The sequence below is a fragment of the Alginatibacterium sediminis genome (genome assembly GCF_003610775.1).
Classification (GTDB): Bacteria; Pseudomonadota; Gammaproteobacteria; order Enterobacterales; family Celerinatantimonadaceae; genus Alginatibacterium; species Alginatibacterium sediminis.
On record NZ_RAQO01000002.1, the window covers coordinates 120271 to 137796 of the forward strand.

At 44.2% G+C, this 17526-nt stretch carries 21 protein-coding genes; 4 read left to right on the top strand and 17 right to left on the bottom strand.

The window, feature by feature from the left end:
• Nucleotides 1-44: 44 nt before the first annotated feature.
• The 15 genes from DBZ36_RS01790 to rpsJ form a co-directional block, all read right to left on the bottom strand.
• Complete coding sequence (locus DBZ36_RS01790) at nucleotides 45-1529, bottom strand: efflux transporter outer membrane subunit (RefSeq protein ID WP_120353209.1); 1485 nt, start codon at nucleotides 1527-1529, stop codon at nucleotides 45-47.
• Nucleotides 1519-4602, bottom strand: a complete 3084-nt coding sequence (locus tag DBZ36_RS01795; protein WP_120353210.1) for an efflux RND transporter permease subunit — start codon at nucleotides 4600-4602, stop codon at nucleotides 1519-1521. The genes DBZ36_RS01790 and DBZ36_RS01795 overlap by 11 nt, the downstream gene beginning before the upstream one ends.
• The gene (locus DBZ36_RS01800) at nucleotides 4599-5693 is read right to left on the bottom strand and encodes an efflux RND transporter periplasmic adaptor subunit (RefSeq protein WP_120353211.1); all 1095 of its coding nucleotides are present in this window, start codon (nucleotides 5691-5693) and stop codon (nucleotides 4599-4601) included. The genes DBZ36_RS01795 and DBZ36_RS01800 overlap by 4 nt, the downstream gene beginning before the upstream one ends.
• A gap of 108 nt (nucleotides 5694-5801) precedes the next feature.
• On the bottom strand, nucleotides 5802-6692 hold the full coding sequence (locus DBZ36_RS01805) for a LysR family transcriptional regulator (protein ID WP_120353212.1): 891 nt from the start codon (nucleotides 6690-6692) through the stop codon (nucleotides 5802-5804).
• Between the two features lie 462 nt (nucleotides 6693-7154).
• A complete protein-coding gene (rpsQ, locus tag DBZ36_RS01810) occupies nucleotides 7155-7403 on the bottom strand; it encodes a 30S ribosomal protein S17 (RefSeq protein ID WP_120353213.1) in 249 nt (82 codons plus the stop codon).
• A complete protein-coding gene (rpmC, locus tag DBZ36_RS01815; RefSeq protein ID WP_120353214.1) occupies nucleotides 7403-7594 on the bottom strand; it encodes a 50S ribosomal protein L29 in 192 nt (63 codons plus the stop codon). Before rpmC ends, rpsQ begins: the two co-directional genes overlap by 1 nt.
• Nucleotides 7594-8004: a 50S ribosomal protein L16 gene (gene rplP / locus DBZ36_RS01820; protein WP_120353215.1), complete on the bottom strand. Its 411-nt coding sequence runs from the start codon at nucleotides 8002-8004 to the stop codon at nucleotides 7594-7596. Before rplP ends, rpmC begins: the two co-directional genes overlap by 1 nt.
• Before the next feature lie 11 nt (nucleotides 8005-8015).
• Nucleotides 8016-8708, bottom strand: a complete 693-nt coding sequence (gene rpsC / locus DBZ36_RS01825) for a 30S ribosomal protein S3 (RefSeq protein WP_120353216.1) — start codon at nucleotides 8706-8708, stop codon at nucleotides 8016-8018.
• 10 nt (nucleotides 8709-8718) lie between these two features.
• Nucleotides 8719-9051 carry a 50S ribosomal protein L22 gene (gene rplV, locus DBZ36_RS01830; RefSeq protein WP_120353217.1) on the bottom strand — a complete coding sequence of 111 codons (333 nt, stop codon included), beginning with the start codon at nucleotides 9049-9051 and terminating at the stop codon, nucleotides 8719-8721.
• Between the two features lie 10 nt (nucleotides 9052-9061).
• Nucleotides 9062-9340 carry a 30S ribosomal protein S19 gene (gene rpsS, locus DBZ36_RS01835; RefSeq protein ID WP_120353218.1) on the bottom strand — a complete coding sequence of 93 codons (279 nt, stop codon included), beginning with the start codon at nucleotides 9338-9340 and terminating at the stop codon, nucleotides 9062-9064.
• An 11-nt stretch (nucleotides 9341-9351) separates the two neighbouring features.
• Nucleotides 9352-10179, bottom strand: coding sequence for a 50S ribosomal protein L2 (gene rplB, locus DBZ36_RS01840; protein ID WP_120353219.1), 828 nt, complete (start codon nucleotides 10177-10179; stop codon nucleotides 9352-9354).
• A 12-nt stretch (nucleotides 10180-10191) separates the two neighbouring features.
• Nucleotides 10192-10494: a 50S ribosomal protein L23 gene (rplW, locus tag DBZ36_RS01845; RefSeq protein WP_120353220.1), complete on the bottom strand. Its 303-nt coding sequence runs from the start codon at nucleotides 10492-10494 to the stop codon at nucleotides 10192-10194.
• Entirely contained in the window at nucleotides 10491-11096 is a 606-nt protein-coding gene (gene rplD / locus DBZ36_RS01850; protein ID WP_120353221.1) for a 50S ribosomal protein L4, read from the bottom strand. The genes rplW and rplD overlap by 4 nt, the downstream gene beginning before the upstream one ends.
• 15 nt (nucleotides 11097-11111) lie before the next feature.
• Nucleotides 11112-11747 (bottom strand): 50S ribosomal protein L3, encoded by a 636-nt coding sequence (gene rplC / locus DBZ36_RS01855; RefSeq protein WP_120353222.1) that lies wholly within the window; start codon nucleotides 11745-11747, stop codon nucleotides 11112-11114.
• A gap of 31 nt (nucleotides 11748-11778) precedes the next feature.
• Nucleotides 11779-12090, bottom strand: coding sequence for a 30S ribosomal protein S10 (rpsJ, locus tag DBZ36_RS01860; RefSeq protein WP_014290685.1), 312 nt, complete (start codon nucleotides 12088-12090; stop codon nucleotides 11779-11781).
• A gap of 391 nt (nucleotides 12091-12481) precedes the next feature.
• On the opposite strand from rpsJ, the gene DBZ36_RS01865 reads away from it, so the two are divergent.
• The 4 genes from DBZ36_RS01865 to DBZ36_RS01880 all read left to right on the top strand — a co-directional run bounded on the left by DBZ36_RS01865 (nucleotide 12482) and on the right by DBZ36_RS01880 (nucleotide 16190).
• Nucleotides 12482-14404: an ATP-binding protein gene (locus DBZ36_RS01865; RefSeq protein ID WP_233558075.1), complete on the top strand. Its 1923-nt coding sequence runs from the start codon at nucleotides 12482-12484 to the stop codon at nucleotides 14402-14404.
• A gap of 2 nt (nucleotides 14405-14406) precedes the next feature.
• Nucleotides 14407-14901 (top strand): response regulator, encoded by a 495-nt coding sequence (locus DBZ36_RS01870; protein ID WP_120353223.1) that lies wholly within the window; start codon nucleotides 14407-14409, stop codon nucleotides 14899-14901.
• Between the two features lie 88 nt (nucleotides 14902-14989).
• Nucleotides 14990-15880, top strand: coding sequence for an endonuclease/exonuclease/phosphatase family protein (locus tag DBZ36_RS01875; RefSeq protein WP_120353224.1), 891 nt, complete (start codon nucleotides 14990-14992; stop codon nucleotides 15878-15880).
• Nucleotides 15881-15884: 4 nt separating this feature from the next.
• The gene (locus DBZ36_RS01880; protein WP_120353225.1) at nucleotides 15885-16190 is read left to right on the top strand and encodes a DUF5329 family protein; all 306 of its coding nucleotides are present in this window, start codon (nucleotides 15885-15887) and stop codon (nucleotides 16188-16190) included.
• Nucleotides 16191-16255: 65 nt separating this feature from the next.
• On the opposite strand, the gene DBZ36_RS01885 is transcribed toward DBZ36_RS01880, so the two are convergent.
• Complete coding sequence (locus DBZ36_RS01885) at nucleotides 16256-16633, bottom strand: MmcQ/YjbR family DNA-binding protein (protein WP_120353226.1); 378 nt, start codon at nucleotides 16631-16633, stop codon at nucleotides 16256-16258.
• Nucleotides 16634-16656: 23 nt separating this feature from the next.
• On the bottom strand, nucleotides 16657-17475 hold the full coding sequence (locus DBZ36_RS01890; RefSeq protein ID WP_120353227.1) for a DUF2797 domain-containing protein: 819 nt from the start codon (nucleotides 17473-17475) through the stop codon (nucleotides 16657-16659).
• Between the last annotated feature and the right edge of the window lie 51 nt (nucleotides 17476-17526).

Here is a 17526-nt window from a genome sequence, read left to right on the forward strand (position 1 = left end):
CTACTAATAGCAAACCTCCCTGTCTGCATTATCCATTATTTCACTTAAACATTAGGTAAGCTGTTTATATTCCAATCACCACCTAAGGCTTTATGTAGTAAAACTACCGTATGTGCCTGTTGTAATTCAGCAATGATCATGGCGTCAGAAAGCTGATTTACCTGCCGCTGAGCATCCAACACCGCAAGGTAATCAATCAGCCCTGCTTGATATAACTCCCGAGCACGCTGCAACGCGCGCTGTCCTTGGATATTTGCTTCTCTGATACTTTGGTAGAATTTATAACCATTACCATAAGCGATCAGCAAGGTCTCTACTTCAGTCACCGCGGCTTGATAAGCTTGTTGGTGCATTAGCACCGACGTTTTAACTTGCGTATCAGCTATTTGCTGTAAAGCGTCTTGTCTGCCACCGTCAAAAATATCCCACTTAACTCCCAATGCAGCTCCCCATGTGAAAGAATTGGATTGGAACAAGTCTCCAAAATCACCACTTAAAAGTCCCGGTCCGCCGGTTAAATAGAAGCTAGGGTAGCCTTGCGCTATTTGTGCTGCTAATAGCTCATCACGGATGGCGATTTGGCTGAAAGTCAATTGTAAGTCAGGCCGGTTTAGCAATAGCTCCGATGGCAGTCCTAAAGGAACTGATGCCTTATAAGCGGGTAAATCAACGTCATTATATAGATCTGCAAGCTGGGTTGGGCTTTCAGCCACTAGCATCGCCAAACGATGTAAGTGAACTTTTTGTGCAGCCTCAATCGCATAACGATTAGCCTGAGTTGTTGCCAACAAAGCCTTCGCACGGGTCACATCAATATCTGATGCAAGGCCATTTTCTGCAAGGCTTTGAGCGATGTCTAAAGTTTTCCGCTGATCGCTGATATTTTCATCTGCAATCTTCAATCGTTTTTGCGCGCCTCTAAATTGCAAATAGTTTTGAACAACCTCGGCACTAACCGCAATTAGCACCCCCTCTCTTACTATCTCCACTTGCTCTGCTTGCAATGCTGCCGCTTGAGCATAGTTGTCAATCTTACCAAACACATCCAGTTCCCAGGACACGCTAGCACCTAAGAAAAAGGCATCGTTATTTTGAGATAATAAGTCCCCACCCATCATCTGAGATAATTGTTGACCTGCATTAGAATCTTGCAGATCAAAAACCGGCCCAAGTAGCGGATCGTTTTTACTTAGCCCATAGCTTGCAACACCTGCTCCTAAGCTTACCGTCGGGACTTTAAATGATTCGACAGCCTGCTGATAAGAACGCGCTGCTGTTATACGTTGCTGTGCCATTTTGAGATTGATATTTTGCTCTTGTACTCTGGCAACTAATGCATTGAGCTGCTCGTCTTCAAAACCGTACCACCAATATTGTTGTTGCACGTCAAGACCCTTGCTTAGCTCTGGGCTCTGGTTTAGATACACTCGATCCCAATGTTGTTCAGGCTGAACTTCGGTATGGTTTGTTGCGCAAGCAGTTACCAGCAGTGCACTCAACACAATTACTAATCGTTGACTATATGTCATAGTTTAGGTGCTCCACTTTTAAGCTTTCGACAGAGGGATTTGGCTTAGATTGGTGACGATGTACCAGTACATACATTGCTGGCATGATCACTAGCGACAGTAATGTCGCGGCAAACAAGCCTCCAATGATTGTTGCGGCCATTTGGTCGAACAATAAATCACTAAGCAAAGGAATCATGCCTAAAGCGGTTGTCAGCGCTCCCATTGAAATTGCCAAAGTACGATTTTGAGTCGCAGATTTAACGGCGCTTTTTAGGTTCGCTCCCTGATTTCGCTCTAATTCGATCTGGTCCATCAATACGATTCCGTTCTTAATGATCATTCCTGTCAGCGTTATCACCCCAACCAAAGCCATAAAGCCGAAAGGTATGCCACTTAAAAACAACATCCAAGCGATACCAATAAAAGCTAAAGGTAAACTAAGAAAAATAATCGTTGGCTGCTTAAAGCTGTTAAACATACCGACCAGAATTATAAGCATTGCCAGCATCGCCTTGGGCAGTTGAGCCAGAGTGTCACTGATAGCGCGGTGCTCATCATAATACTCGCCACCCCATTCGAAGCTGTAGCCATATGGTAATTCTATCGCTTCGATTTCAAGCATGAGTTGCTTGCGAACCTCACTTGGAGTCTTACCCCAAACATCTGCTTGGGCAGTGATGGTTCGAACTCGATCACGGCGCCAAATTACACTTTCTTCGGCTTTGAACTCGAAATCATCAACAACTTGAGCCAGCGGAACACTATGCATTCCAGATATTGAGCGCACAGGAAGTGAGTCAAGATTATCCAAACTAGTGTTCGTACTGCGCAAAATTACCGGTATTTGACGATTATCCTTAGCAAAGACCGCAACCGGCACGCCTTCTGTCGCTCGTTTCAAGGCCAATGCTACGTCAGCACGATTAATCCCGGCTTTGCGAGCCGCATCTTGATTTAGTAGGGGGACCAATACTTTACTTTGCTGACGCCAATCATCCCTCACTGCCAAGGTATTTGGGTTGGCTTCGAATATAGCTTTAGCTTGATCTGCGAGTTGATGTAAAACTTGGGGGTCAGGTCCACTAAATCTTGCTTCGATATTGTATTTGTCACTAGTAGCAAGTTTTAGTTTACGAAACCGAGGCTCCGCATAGGTGAAATTTTCTTCCAACCAAGGTACGCCGCGTTGAATCAAGGTATCGACATCCTCCGGCGCACGCACGTTAATCAGTATTTGCCCGTAACTGCTGTCATAGGGCTCAGGTTCAACGGTTACAGAAAATCGAGGCGCACTGGTGCCTACTGCTGTTAGTACATCAAGAACTTCATTTTGCTCCAATAACCAGCTCTCAACTTTTTTGAGATCGGTCGAGACTAAGTCAACACGACCGCCGTTTGGTAACCAATAATCTAGAAACAACATTGGCCGATCAGATGCAGGGATAAAGTTTAACTTCATATGCGGGACGACAAGAGCGGTGATCAGCATTAAGGGGACAATAGAAAGCAAAACAACAAAGGGTCTATTCACCACAGTATCCAATACTTTGTTATAAATCCTAGCTGCTTGATTGCCAAATTTTGAAGATTTTTCTTCAGGACAGCGCTGAATAAAATGCGTACACAACAGCGGCGTTACTGTCATTGCTATAAACCATGACAATAGTAAAGACGCACCAACCAGTATCGGTACCGATATGGCGAATTCACCCGCATCAGTTGTGGAAAACAACACCGGCATCGTGCCCATAATGGCAATGACAGTAGCCCCAAACAAAGGCCAAGCCATTTCAGCGACGGATTCAATAGCCGCTTGCTTAGGTGCCACTCGTAATTTTAGTTTACTAATATACAAGTCAACAATCACAATCGCATTATCAACTAGCATTCCTAGAGCTAAGATAAAGGTTCCAACTGAAACCCGATGCAAGTCAAGGCCCGCCAACAACATAAAGCACAAGGTCATCAAGATGGTTAGTAGTAAACTAAATCCTACAATCCCTGCACTTTTGGGTCCCATGAATATCCATAAAACCGCTACTACAATTAAAATTGATTCAGCTAGATTCACCATGAAGTTTTTAAGTGACTTGTTAACTTCATCTGGTTGAAAAGCAATAGTGCCTATTTCTACGCCTAAAGGTAATTCGTTCTGATACTGGGTAATTAACTGCTTTATTTCCTCACCTAAACTTACAACGTTCACCCCATTTTGCGGGCTGACAGCTAGAACGACTGCGGGCTGTCCATTATATCGATTCTCAACCAACATTGGATCTTGGTAATCAAAGTAGACATCCGCAATATCTCCGAGCCTCACAATCCCACTATTTAGTTCACCAATACCGCTGTATAAACTTAGGTTCTTAATATCATCAAGAGTGTGAAAACCACTGCTTTGATCCACTCTGATACGTTCAAATTGGGTTTCGAATTGGCCTGCATCAAAGGTCATATTGTGGCTAGCAAGTTGATTTAAGACTTGAATACCGGACAACTGATACTGCGCTAAGCGCTCATCAGCAATATCGATATTAACCACTTGTTGAGCAACGCCGTGTAGCTCAATTTTTTTGATTCCGGTTACAGACTTAATCCGTCTTTGTAGCTCTTGAGCATAGTCATGCAGTGAACTGGCAGGAACGTCTTCTCCGTAAACAGCAAACACCATGCCGTAAACCTCAGAGAACTCGTCTTGCACGATACTAATTTGTGCACCCGCTGGTAGCTGAAGCTTGAGGTCATTGATTTTACGTCTTAGCAAATCCCACTGTTGTGGCAACTCACTCCCTGGTAATCCCTCTTGAAGATCAACAAAGACCATCGACATTCCAGGACGTGAGATTGAACGAAGCCGGCGTAAACTGCCCATTTCTTGCAATTTAGTTTCAACGGTATCCGTCACTTGCCGTTCAACTTCAAGCGCGGACGCTCCGGGGTATAAGGTGACTACGGCTGCAGTTTTGACAGTAAACGAAGGATCTTCCAATTTACCTAATTGGAAGTACGAAATAACCCCTGATATCAGGCAGATAACAGTGAAGAAAATAACAAAGACTTTTTGACGTATCGCGAATTGTGCAAGGTTCATTGAGCACCCCAAACGTATCGTTGTTGTTGTCCAATCGTTTGGCCCTCGACAACAAAGTCGACACCAACTGCAAGTAATCTGTCTCCTTGTTCTACATCGCCAGATACACATATCTTATGGCTGTCGATTAGCGGCACTTCTACCATAACGCTGCGCACTTTATTGACATCAATTTTGTATACTTTGGCCTGATCACCATTCATGCTTACGGCACTGTGCGGCAGGCAAACAAGTCCAGCCAAACTGGAGTTCTCAATCTCAACGGCAACTCGTGCCATTTTACCTGGCAATACTGACTCCGGCTGTTCTGGCAAACTAAAGCTAAGTTCATACGTTTGTTTAAGCAGATCAGGCGAGCTTGTCATTTCACTCACGTGCGCTGATTGCGACTGACTTTGCCCAAACCATGTTAGTTTTGCAGACTGTCCATGTTCAAAGTGTTGACGGTGGGCCTCTGGAATTTGCGCTACAAACTCCAAGCTATCATTCGCCTGTAAAAACATCACCGGCACACCAGGTAAGGTTTGCTCAAAGCTTTCTGAATAAACGTCGGCAACGGTAGCATCAAAAGGTGCATACAATTTGGTATAAGCCAAGGCATCTAGGGTTTTTTGTAAATTCTGTTCGATGACCTGCACACCCGCTGCACTTCGAGCAACAGCTGATTTTGCCCGGTCAAGATTGACCGCGGCTATCGCATTATTAGCATTGGCTTTTTGTAATCTTTTTTGTTCCACTTTGGCCAGTTGATGCGATGATTTGGCTTCGATTAGACGGGCTTCAATCTCATTAACTAGGACTTGGTAATCATGCGGGTCTAGCTCTGCCAGCAATTGCCCTTCGACAACCTCCTCGCCAGACTGAACATGAATGTCGGTAATAGTCCCTGGTACGCGAAAACTAAGACGTGTAACGTCAGTGGAACGAAACTCTCCGCTATATTCATGGCGTTGGATAGAGCTATTTGAATCTATTTCTATAACACTAACGGGTCTTAGTGTTTTACTTTGGTTTAAATCTTGCTGCTCCATGCAGGCACTCAGATTGAGCGTACACATCCCTAGTGTAATGATTCGCAGAGCAGTGTTCATACGGCACCTCTTAGTTTAATAATCGAGGTATTGTACGAATGAAAACCGTTATGATAAGTGCGTGAATCGAGATCTCTTTGTCTCGTTTTTTGAGACAAACAGAAACAACTAAGGTAAAGGAACTAAATACTCGGTAATTCTTTGGCTAAAGAAATCAAGAACACTCTGAGCTGCGTGACTTAGGGATTTTCGTTCAGAAAAAACAACCCAAATAGTTTCAATTTCACTTTGATATTGACTAAAAATTTGTTCCAATTGCCCAGATTGAAGTTGTTGTTGAACTTGATGTTGAGGTAGCAAAGCTATACCCAATCCACTTTGCACCGCTAGCACAATAAAATTGTAATTATTGCTAACAATATGGCCATGAACATCAATGTCTGTTCCATCAAAAGTCCAAGGACTGGGTGTACCGGTTTTTGGGTGGCGATATCGGATGCATTCGTGCTGTTCGAGTTGATCTAGTTGGCGTGGCATGCCATTGCTTTGTAAATAATCAGGGCTAGCTACGCAAACCAACGGTGTCGATACTATAGGTTTTGCCACGTAACTAGCGTCATCAAGAACGCCGACTCTAAAAGTTAGGTCCAAGCCCTCTTTGTACAAGTCTAAGTGGCTATCAGAGAAAACCAAGTCTAACTCAATATCAGGATACTGAGCCCTAAACTCTTGAAGCGGACCATTTAACCATTGTTCGCTATATGGAGCCAATCCAATTCTAACGACTCCTTTTGAAATCTGCTGCGTACTTTGCGCAGCATGTTGTGCGTTATCAAGTTGCCCGATAGCTGCCTGAATACCTGCAAAGTATTGACGACCGGCTGTTGTTAGCGTCATTTGTCTGGTGCTTCTGGCAAAAAGCTTGAATCCTAGCTCAACTTCCAAGGTGTTTATTCTTCGACTTACATTAGCGCGAGGAACGCCATATGCCGTAGCAACCGAAGCAAAATTGCCCATTTCAACAACACTTACGAAAAGTTTAAGATCTTCGATTTTCATGGCTATTCTTAATCTCTATGTTAGCGGTTGATAGTAATGACTAGAAAAATGATAAACAAGTCATACCAATCCTATTAATGAGTTGGTCGTCATTAGTTGTATATAGAATTGTTTGGATCAATGAAAATATCGCAGTTAGTAGTTGACCTAATGACACCGTTTTTGTCGCTGGAAAGAGATAGTAATCGACTAGGTTGATTAAAAAATTATACCAATCCCATTATATTTTTGGTCTTTTACTTGTTGTACTAAAACGGAAGAATTCGTAGTTATTAGCGGTCTAATGACAAGAGTTATGACGACAAGATTGGTGTTTTAGTCAAACAATAGTGATCAATAAATTACTGTGATTGGTATTAGTAGGATTGGGATAATACCCTATCTCAATTTTCACTGACAAAAAAGGCTCCCGAAGGAGCCTTAGTGTTGATTCTAAAAAGAATCAGCGCGGTAAGCCGAAGCTTAAGCTTTTGTCACAATCTCAACCAAAGTCCAAGACTTGGTTTTAGAGATTGGTGCACATTCTTTGATGCTTACTACATCGCCTTCAGAGACAACGTTTTCTTCATCATGAACGTGAAGCTTAGTAGTACGCTTAATGAATTTCCCATAGATAGGGTGTTTCACTTGGCGTTCAATAGCAACAACGAAAGACTTATCCATCTTGTCACTAACTACTTTACCTTGCAATGTACGGAGAGATTCGCTCATTACGCACCTGCCTTCTGGTTCAAAATAGTTTTAACACGCGCGATGTCGCGGCGTACATTTTTCAACAAATGCGATTGCGCTAGCTGACCAGTGCTCGCTTTCATGCGCAGGTTGAACTGCTCACGTAGCAAGTTTAGAAGTTCAGCATTAAGCTCTTCTACATTCTTTTCTTTGAGTTCGTTAGCTTTCATTACATCACCGTCCGAGTTACAAAAGTGGTTGCAATTGGAAGCTTGCGAGCAGCAAGTTCAAATGCCTCACGTGCAATTACTTCAGAAACACCGTCCATTTCATAAAGTACTTTGCCCGGTTGGACTTGAGCTACCCAATATTCCACGTTACCTTTACCTTTACCCATACGAACTTCGAGTGGTTTTTCAGTAATTGGCTTATCTGGGAATACACGAATCCAAATTTTACCTTGACGTTTAATATGACGTGTCATCGCACGACGTGCAGCTTCAATCTGACGTGCTGTCAGACGGCCACGGCCAGTCGCTTTAAGGCCGAAGTCACCGAAAGATACTAATTGACCTTTGGCAAGACCACGGTTACGACCGGTAAAAACCTTACGGAATTTAGTACGTTTTGGTTGTAACATTACCGAGTCTCCTATTTAGCGTTGCGCTTGGCACGCTTAGGCTTACTTGGAGCTTCTGGTGCAGGAATTGGCATACCGCCAAGAATTTCACCTTTGAAGATCCAAACTTTAACACCGATGATACCGTAGGTAGTCAGTGCTTCAGCCGTTGCGTAGTCAATGTCTGCACGAAGTGTATGTAGAGGCACACGGCCTTCACGATACCATTCAGCACGTGCAATTTCAGCGCCGCCTAGACGACCGCTAACTTGAACTTTGATGCCTTTAGCGCCTAGACGCATTGCGTTTTGAACAGCACGCTTCATAGCACGACGGAACATTACACGACGCTCAAGTTGACTAGCGATAGACTCACCAACCAATTGTGCATCAAGTTCAGGCTTACGAACTTCAGCAATGTTAATTTGTGCAGGTACGCCAGCTAAGATAGCGACGCGCTTGCGCAATTTTTCTACGTCTTCGCCTTTCTTACCAATCACAACGCCTGGACGGGCTGTGTGGATAGTAACGCGAATGCTTTTAGCAGGACGTTCGATAGTGATACGTGCAACAGAGGCGCTCTTCAATTCTTTAGTCAAGTATTGACGAACTTTATAATCGCTGTTGAGGTTATCAGCATACTCGCCTTTATCGGCATACCAGGTTGAGTTCCATGGTTTTACGATACCTAGGCGAATACCATTAGGATGTACTTTTTGACCCATTGCTTATCTCCTAGTTATCAGATACAACCACAGTTATGTGACTGGTACGCTTGATAATACGGTCTGCACGGCCTTTCGCACGAGGGCGAATGCGTTTTAGAGTTGGTCCGTCATCTACAAAAATTGTAGTTACTTTCAACTCATCAATGTCAGCGCCTTCATTGTGCTCGGCGTTGGCAATTGCAGATTCCAATACTTTCTTAACCAAAGTGGCAGCTTTCTTAGTGCTGAATTGAAGCTGAGTTAAAGCTTCTTCCACTGGTAGACCGCGTACTTGGTCAGCAACCAATCGTGCTTTTTGCGCAGAAGTTCGGGCAAAACGGTGTTTAGCTAATGCTTCCATCATTTATTCCTTATTTCTTCTTCGCTTTCTTATCTGCAGCATGGCCGCGATAAGTGCGTGTTGGTGCGAACTCACCCAGTTTGTGACCGATCATTTCATCAGTAACAAAAACTGGAACATGCTGACGACCATTATGGACAGCGATGGTCAACCCGATCATTTGAGGTATGATCATTGAGCGACGAGACCAAGTTTTCAATGGTTTCTTGTCCCCGCTTTCCATCGCTTTCTCTACCTTCTTCAACAAGTGCAGGTCAATGAATGGACCTTTCTTGAGAGAACGTGGCATGGCGATTCCCCTTATTTCTTAGAACGACGACGTACGATATATTTATCAGTACTCTTGTTTTTACGAGTTTTGTAACCTTTGGTAGGTACGCCCCAAGGTGTAACCGGGTGACGACCACCAGATGTACGACCTTCACCACCACCGTGTGGGTGATCAACCGGGTTCATTACAACACCACGAACCGTTGGACGGATACCACGCCAGCGCGTTGCACCAGCTTTACCAAGTTTACGAAGCATGTGCTCAGAGTTACCAACTTCACCGATTGTTGCACGGCAGTCAGATAAAACTTTACGCATCTCGCCACTACGTAGACGAAGCGTTACGTATGCACCATCGCGAGCGATGATTTGTACGTAAGCACCAGCAGAACGTGCTATTTGAGCACCTTTACCAGGCTTCATTTCTACTGCGTGTACTGTTGTACCCACAGGAATGTTACGCATTGGAAGACAGTTACCTGCTTCAATTGTCGCGTCAACGCCAGACATCAATTTGGTTCCAGCAGAAACGCCTTTTGGAGCCAAGATGTAACGACGTTCGCCATCTGCATACAATACCAACGCGATGTTCGCGCTACGGTTTGGATCATATTCTAAACGTTCTACTTTGGCTGGAATGCCATCTTTAGTACGTTTGAAATCCATAATACGGTAATGCTGCTTATGACCACCACCATGGTGGCGAACAGTAATACGACCGCTGTTGTTACGACCCGCTGTCTTTGACTTAGGCTCCAACAAAGGTGCGTAAGGTTTACCTTTGTGCAGGTCCTTGTTTACCACTTTAACAACGTGGCGACGACCAGCAGACGTAGGCTTACATTTTACAATAGCCATTTAGCTTAACTCCTATTCTGCGCCGCCCATAAAGTCGATATCAGCGCCTTCTGCCAAGGTCACGTATGCTTTCTTCACGTCATTACGACGACCGAAACGAGCACCGTGACGCTTAGTTTTACCTTTAAGGATCAAGGTAGAAACGCCAGTTACTTCAACTTCAAATAATTTTTCAACAGCAGCTTTGATTTCTGCTTTAGTTGCATCAGCAACTACTTTGAAAACGACAGTGTTGTCGACTTCTGCAGACATAGTGCTCTTTTCAGAGATATGTGGAGCTACTAGAACTTTCAACAAACGTTCTTCGCTGATCATGCTAACCACTCCTCAATTTGCTTAACTGCGTCAGCAGTAACCAATACTTTATCAAAAGCAATCAAGCTAACTGGATCAATACCAGCAACATCGCGTACGTCTACTTTGTAGAGGTTGCGAGCAGCTAGGAACAAGTTCTCATCTACTTCTGGAGTAATGATTAGAACATCGTTCAATTCGTATTCTTTCAATTTAGCGACAAGATCTTTAGTTTTTGGAGCTTCAACTGTGAAAGCTTCAACAACGATAAGACGCTCTTGACGAACTAATTCAGAAAGGATACTGCGGATAGCACCGCGATACATTTTCTTGTTTACTTTTTGGCTGTGATCCTGAGTCTTAGCTGCGAAGGTTACGCCACCGCTGCGCCACAATGGGCTACGGATTGTACCTGCACGAGCACGACCAGTACCCTTTTGACGCCATGGCTTTTTACCGCCACCGGACACTTCCGAACGAGTCTTCTGAGCACGAGTACCTTGACGCGAACCTGCAGCATATGCAGTTACGACCTGGTGAATCAGTGCTTCGTTAAACTCACGTCCGAAGGTAGTCTCGGAAACTTCAAGAGCGCTCTGCGCATCTTTCAATACCAATTCCATTACTATCTCCTAACGTTACGCTTTAATAGCTGGTTTAACGATGACATCGCTGTTTATAGCGCCAGGTACCGCACCTTTTACAAGGATAAGGTTGCGCTCAGCGTCAACGCGTACTACTTCAAGGTTCTGAGTAGTAACTCGTTCTGCACCCATGTGACCAGACATTTTTTTGCCTTTAAAGACTTTACCTGGGCTTTGGTTTTGACCAATAGAACCAGGTGCACGGTGGCTCAGAGAGTTACCGTGAGTCATGTCTTGGGTAGCAAAGTTCCAACGTTTAATAACACCTTGGAAACCTTTACCTTTAGAAGTACCAGTAACGTCTACTTTTTTAATTTCATTAAACAGATCAACGTTTAGCTCATTGCCAACTTCAATCTCTTTACCTTCTCCGTCTGTTAGACGGAATTCCCACAGGCCACGACCTGCTTCAACACCTGCTTTGGCAAACTGGCCAGCAGTAGGTTTGTTGATGCGGCTCGCTTTTTTAGCGCCAGTGGTCACTTGTAGAGCACGGTAACCGTCAGTTTCCTCAGTGATAACACGAGTAACACGGTTTGGCTCACATTCGATTACAGTCACAGGAATCGAGACGCCTTCTTCAGTGAAGATGCGAGTCATTCCTACTTTACGACCGATTAGACCAATCATTGTAAAAACCTCTTATTCGTCAGACTCAGGCTTAACCCAAGCTGATTTGCACATCAACACCAGCAGCCAAGTCTAGACGCATCAAAGCGTCAACTGTTTTATCAGTTGGCTCAACGATATCAACTAGGCGTTTGTGGGTGCGGATTTCATACTGGTCACGCGCATCTTTGTTAACGTGCGGTGATACAAGTACTGTATAACGCTCTTTACGAGTAGGAAGTGGAATTGGACCACGAACCTGAGCGCCAGTGCGTTTTGCAGTTTCTACGATTTCCGCAGTAGATTGATCGATCAGACGGTGATCAAATGCTTTCAAGCGGATTCGAATTCTTTGGTTCTGCATGTACAGAGCTCCAAATTAAAATAAAAGAACCTAACAAACACCAACTACATCCTATTCCAAAATCTGGGGATGGTGGTGCATGCGACGAGTAACGTTTACTCCCAAATCGGGAGTACTGTCATTACTGCAACTCATATCGAATCGCAGCCGGTCGTTAGACCGCCTTAAATTAAGGTGGCGCTATTATACTCAGCCAGCTTTCTAAAACAAGCCTTATGTAGAAAAAAACAGCGATACTCTCGTCCTATCCAAAATCAAAGCTCGATATATGCTGTAACTAGGCCCTTAGTCTTGGTATCTACCTCAAAATGCTTACTTGGTTCACTCTTTTACTCTCAAAAGTTATCTATAATGACGCCAGCCTGTGGTTATTCCTTGAATAGAGAGCTTTATGCCAGCAAGTCAGAATAGACGCTCCATTATCCTTTATAGCAACAACTCGATTGAGCTCGGTGATTTGGTTCCGCACTTGGAGCATTTACGCGAGGATTTTGACTTACTTAATTGCAATCACCTAGAGCAAGCACTAAACCAAGCGCAGCAACTCAAGCTGAACAAGCAAGAGTTAGTGATGGTTATTTGTGGAGCAGGTGTTAAACATGAACCACTTTGCGAAATGCTCACCGGTATTAAGGCCTATGGCGATCCGCTCACCCTAGTGATTAGAGATCTAAGCGAAGACCATGATCCGCAACAATTGGCAAAAATTACTAATATCGCCGGACTTAACGGCCTGTTACTGAAGCCTTACACTGCCGGGGCATTCATTTCTCAAGTACAACGTCTAGTTGAACAATACCGCTCTACCCCACAACTTCTGGAACGTTATACCCAACATCATCAAGATTGGTTGCAACAAAAAGTAGAAGCCAAAGTTAGTAAAATGCGCGCTGGCTTTTTTGACTACACCAGCATGACAGATGCCGAACTGGTCGACAAAGTTAGTCAAGAGTTGTTTAAGTTCTTTCAAGACAACGACGAAAACCATTTATGCCGTACTTATAGTAAAGGCCACTTACTTACTCAAGAAGGCGCCGAGAACGACTTTTTGTGGTTTATCTCTAGTGGCGAAGTGGTCCTAAAACGCAGCGACGAAGAACAAGAACTAGAAGTAGCGCGGATGGGAACAGGTTCACTGGTTGGCGGTATGTCGTTTGTCACTGGAGAACGCGCGTTTACCTCTGGTGAGACAACCTGCAATACCGAAGTGATTAAACTCGATAGGAAAACCTTTGCTCGGGTAATGGAAACAAGCAGTTCTCTGCTTGCTTTGTTTACTAACTTGTTACTACGAAACTTTAATCGTAGACTTCAAAAAAGCATTCTGACCAAGTTGCAATTGCAGCGCACCATTAACTCCTTAGATCAAGCTTACGAACAGTTATTTGAAAAAGAAAAAATGGCGGTTTTAGGACAACTCATCGCTGGTGTTGCACATGAATTAAATAACCCTGTTGCTGCCATTTTACGTGGTAGCGAAACAATCAGTGAACACATTCCAGATTTAGTTAGAAACTCTTTGCCTCAGTCAGAACAGCAACTGGGTCTTGATATTTTACAAAGCGCCATGAAAATTAGTCCGCTGTCTACCCGAGACATCCGCAGCCGAGCTCGAGAAGCACAGCAATATTACCCCAATAATCTAATGGCCCGTAAAGCCGTATTGATGGGACTAGACTCAAAAGAAGCGTTCAAAGCCCATTTCACAAGTAGCGATAGCGATACCAAGCTTGATGCCTTGGAGAAGTACCATCAAGTGGGCACTTTTCTGCGCAACATTTCAGTTTGCAGTCATCGCATCGCGGATTTGGTTAAAAGTCTTAAGCACTATTCCGGACAGGACCCAGAACAGCAAGTCGAAAGCGATATCAATGAAGGACTAGCTGAAACCGTTATGATTCTAGACAACCGTCTGAAGCATTTTAATGTCGATTGTCGTTACGGCGAACTGCCCTCTTTAGCTTGTTACCCTATTGCACTGCAACAAGTTTGGACCAACTTAATCGCTAATGCCTTAGATGCCATGGAAGAAGGTGGAAACATTAGTATTAGCAGTCAATTTTTTGATGTATCACCAAGCTATATAAATGTTGTTATCGAAGATAATGGTCCAGGTATTCCAGATACAATTAAAGACAAGATATTTGAGTTAAACTACACCACCAAACGAGAAGGTAATTTTGGTCTTGGGATTGGACTTACTATTTGCCAACAAATTGTCACACAGCACCAGGGGCAAATAACCGTCGTGTCAGAGCCCGGAAATTTCACCCGTTTCACAGTTAGCCTACCGGTAAACCACCAGCGAGGATAAAAATGAGCCAACTATTTGTAGTATGCATCGACGATGAGCGCGCCGTTCTAGATAGTGTTATCCATGACTTACAAGCGCTCAATGAAGCCTTTATTGTAGAAGCGTGTGAAAGTGTCGCCGAAGCAAAAGAAGTCATCGCAGATAATCTAGCCGATGGTAACAAACTTGCCTTAGTACTTGCGGACCATATCATGCCTGATGAACTAGGCGTTGAGTACTTGATTACCCTCAATCATGAAGAGCAAACCATCAAGAGCAAAAAAATATTACTGACGGGACAAGCCGGTCTTCAAGAAACCATCGAGGCTATTAATAGGGGGGGGCTTAGTTACTACCTAGCGAAGCCATGGAAACCTGAACAACTCCAAAAAGTGGTGATAGAGAAATTAACTGATTATGTCATCGAAAATGACGAGAACCCGCTACAGTATGCTCAACACCTTGATAGCAAACGTATTTTTGAAGCGGTTGCACAGAATCGGCTGAATTTCGACTAGCAGGAATTCAGATCTATACTAGGCATCTGAACGAGCTCGTTTATACTGAGTTGCTATTCATTGTTTCAGTATTCTACAGAGAACACAGATGCCGCGTCGCTTAATCGTTGTTGTTGCTTCACTAAGCCTGCTTTTGTGCGTGGCTCTGCTAGTTCTGCCGTCATCAAAAGACCCGCATTCTCGCTTAGTTGAAAATCCTATCGTTGAATATGAAGCTGCTAAGGCGCGAGACAACACAACCGTATTGAAGGTGATGAGTCTTAATGCTGCACATGGTCGTGGAACCAGCTTTAGCCAAATATTGCTTAGCAAAGACCAAATCGAAGCCAATCTAAATGCGATAGCCCAGTATATTATTGAAGAGGACCCTGATTTAGTCGCCCTGCAAGAAATAGATGCGCCATCTTGGTGGACTGGAAACGTAGACCAAGTGCGTTACTTGGCCGAACAATCGGGCTTTGCTTGGTCAAGTCATGGTATCAACACGCGAAATATTTTTGGCAACTATGGTACGGCCATTTTGTCAAAGCATCCGATACTTGCAGCCAATCGGTATAATTTCGCCCCATCGCCTCCAACCCCACAAAAAGGCTTTACCCATATCGAAGTGTTATGGCAACAGCAGCGCGTTAACGTGGTGTCCATGCACCTAGATTTTGCGCGACGTAGCGTACGCCAAACGCAAAGTGAGGCAATGAATGATTTAGTGCGCCTCAATGCGGCGCCAAGCATCGTAATGGGAGATTTTAATAGTCAATGGGCAAAGCCGCAAAGCGTGGTACGAAGTGTAGCCAACAGCCCGCACCTTAAAGCCTATGCTGTTGATTCGAATGAATTAGGTAGCTACGGCAACGACCGAATAGACTGGATTTTTGTTAGTCCAAAAATTGAGTTTGTTAGCTATCGCAATGGCCCTGCTTTATTTTCCGACCATCGACCCGTTATCGCGCAGTTAAAACTCAAACCGCATAAGGACTGACAATTTGCTTAAGCGCCTTCAACTAGTGCTGCTTACACCTTTATTGGTCGCGACAGCTATACAAGCGAAACCAAATCAAGAAACAATGCTTGAGATTGAAGCCTTAATTCAGACGGTTGCAGATAGTAGCTGTATATTCCACAGAAACGGCAGCTCGCACGATGCAGAGTCCGCCGCTGAGCATCTTCGCCTCAAGCTAAGCAATGGTGCCAAGTATGTAAACACCAGCGAGCAGTTCATCGAGCGCCTTGCGAGTAAAAGTTCGTGGACGAATAGGACCTACACGATTGAGTGTGAAGCGAGACCATGAGCAGTGAGCAATGGTTAAAACAAAGTTTGCGCGCCCTAAGAACTCGGTAAGGGCGCTATAAGGGATTATTGCTGCGATGAGTCTTGGAGACTGCCCAACAACTGTTGCTGCTTGTACTTCGGCAAAGAATCCAAGACCAAATTGTACGAATTGTCAGCCATGCGCTGTAATTCACCTTCAGGCACGCTGTCATTGAGTAGGACACTATTCCAATGGCGTTTATTCATATGATAACCGGGGGTAACAGCTTCAAATATGTCGCGCAACGCAAGTGCCTCTTCTGGCTCGCACTTTAGGTTCACTCGAGCTACGCCTTGATATTCCCCCATTAATGCAAACATTTTACCTGCAACTTTATAGACCGGCGTAACCGTATCGAAGGGGTAGTCCACACTGGCACCGGGTTTCGATAGTAAGTAGTCGTTAAACTGTTCTCTATTCACACCAGCCTCCTAACTTGGGTGGTCTAAGACAACCACTCCAATTCATATGAACTGTATTTTCGCATGTTGATGACGCCGCAATCCAAATACAAATATTGCCCTTTAATTCCCAAGAGCTGTCCCTGAACTAACGGTTCTTTGTCTAAGTTTAGACTCTTTATCTTTTCAGGGTACTGTTGTACCGGAAAATTAAGTTGCTGCACTGACTCGGATTCAAGTATGTGTTCTATGCTGCCTTCTCCAAAGCGTTGTTCTAGTGCTTTGAGCTCAGGTTCAATTTGTTCTAATAGCTGACGAGCTTGTGTCACTAAATCGATGCTGTCTGCTGGGCCTTTAAGCATGTTTCGCCAATTAGTTTTATCGCCAATAAAACGCGCTAACTCAATCTCAACCAATCCTGATAAATGGCGATTTTTAACCTTAAGAATGGCAAGGGCTTCACTTGCGCCTTGATCAATCCAGCGGGTTGGGATTTGATTGTGACGAGTTATTCCAACTTTGATTGCCGAGGTATTAGAGAGATAAACATAGTGCGGCACCATACAATGCGTATCGCCCCATTGCGGCTCGCGACAGGTTCCAACGTCGTAGTGACAGGTCTCTGGCTTCATCACACACATATCGCACGCAGCCAGCTTGCGCATACATACAAAACAATGCCCTTGAGAATAACTCTTTTTAGTTTTCTTACTGCATGCACTACAGTAGATATTGCCCGTGAACTGAAATGAGATACTGCTACCGATAAGCGGATTTAAATGAAGCTCTTGCTCACCTAAAGGTAAAAAATAGTCAATACTCTCGCCTAATTGAGCACGCATTTTTTTTATAGTTCCGATCATTCTCTAGCCCTCATATTTTGATGAGCCTAGTGTCTTGTGCTGTAAGCCGCA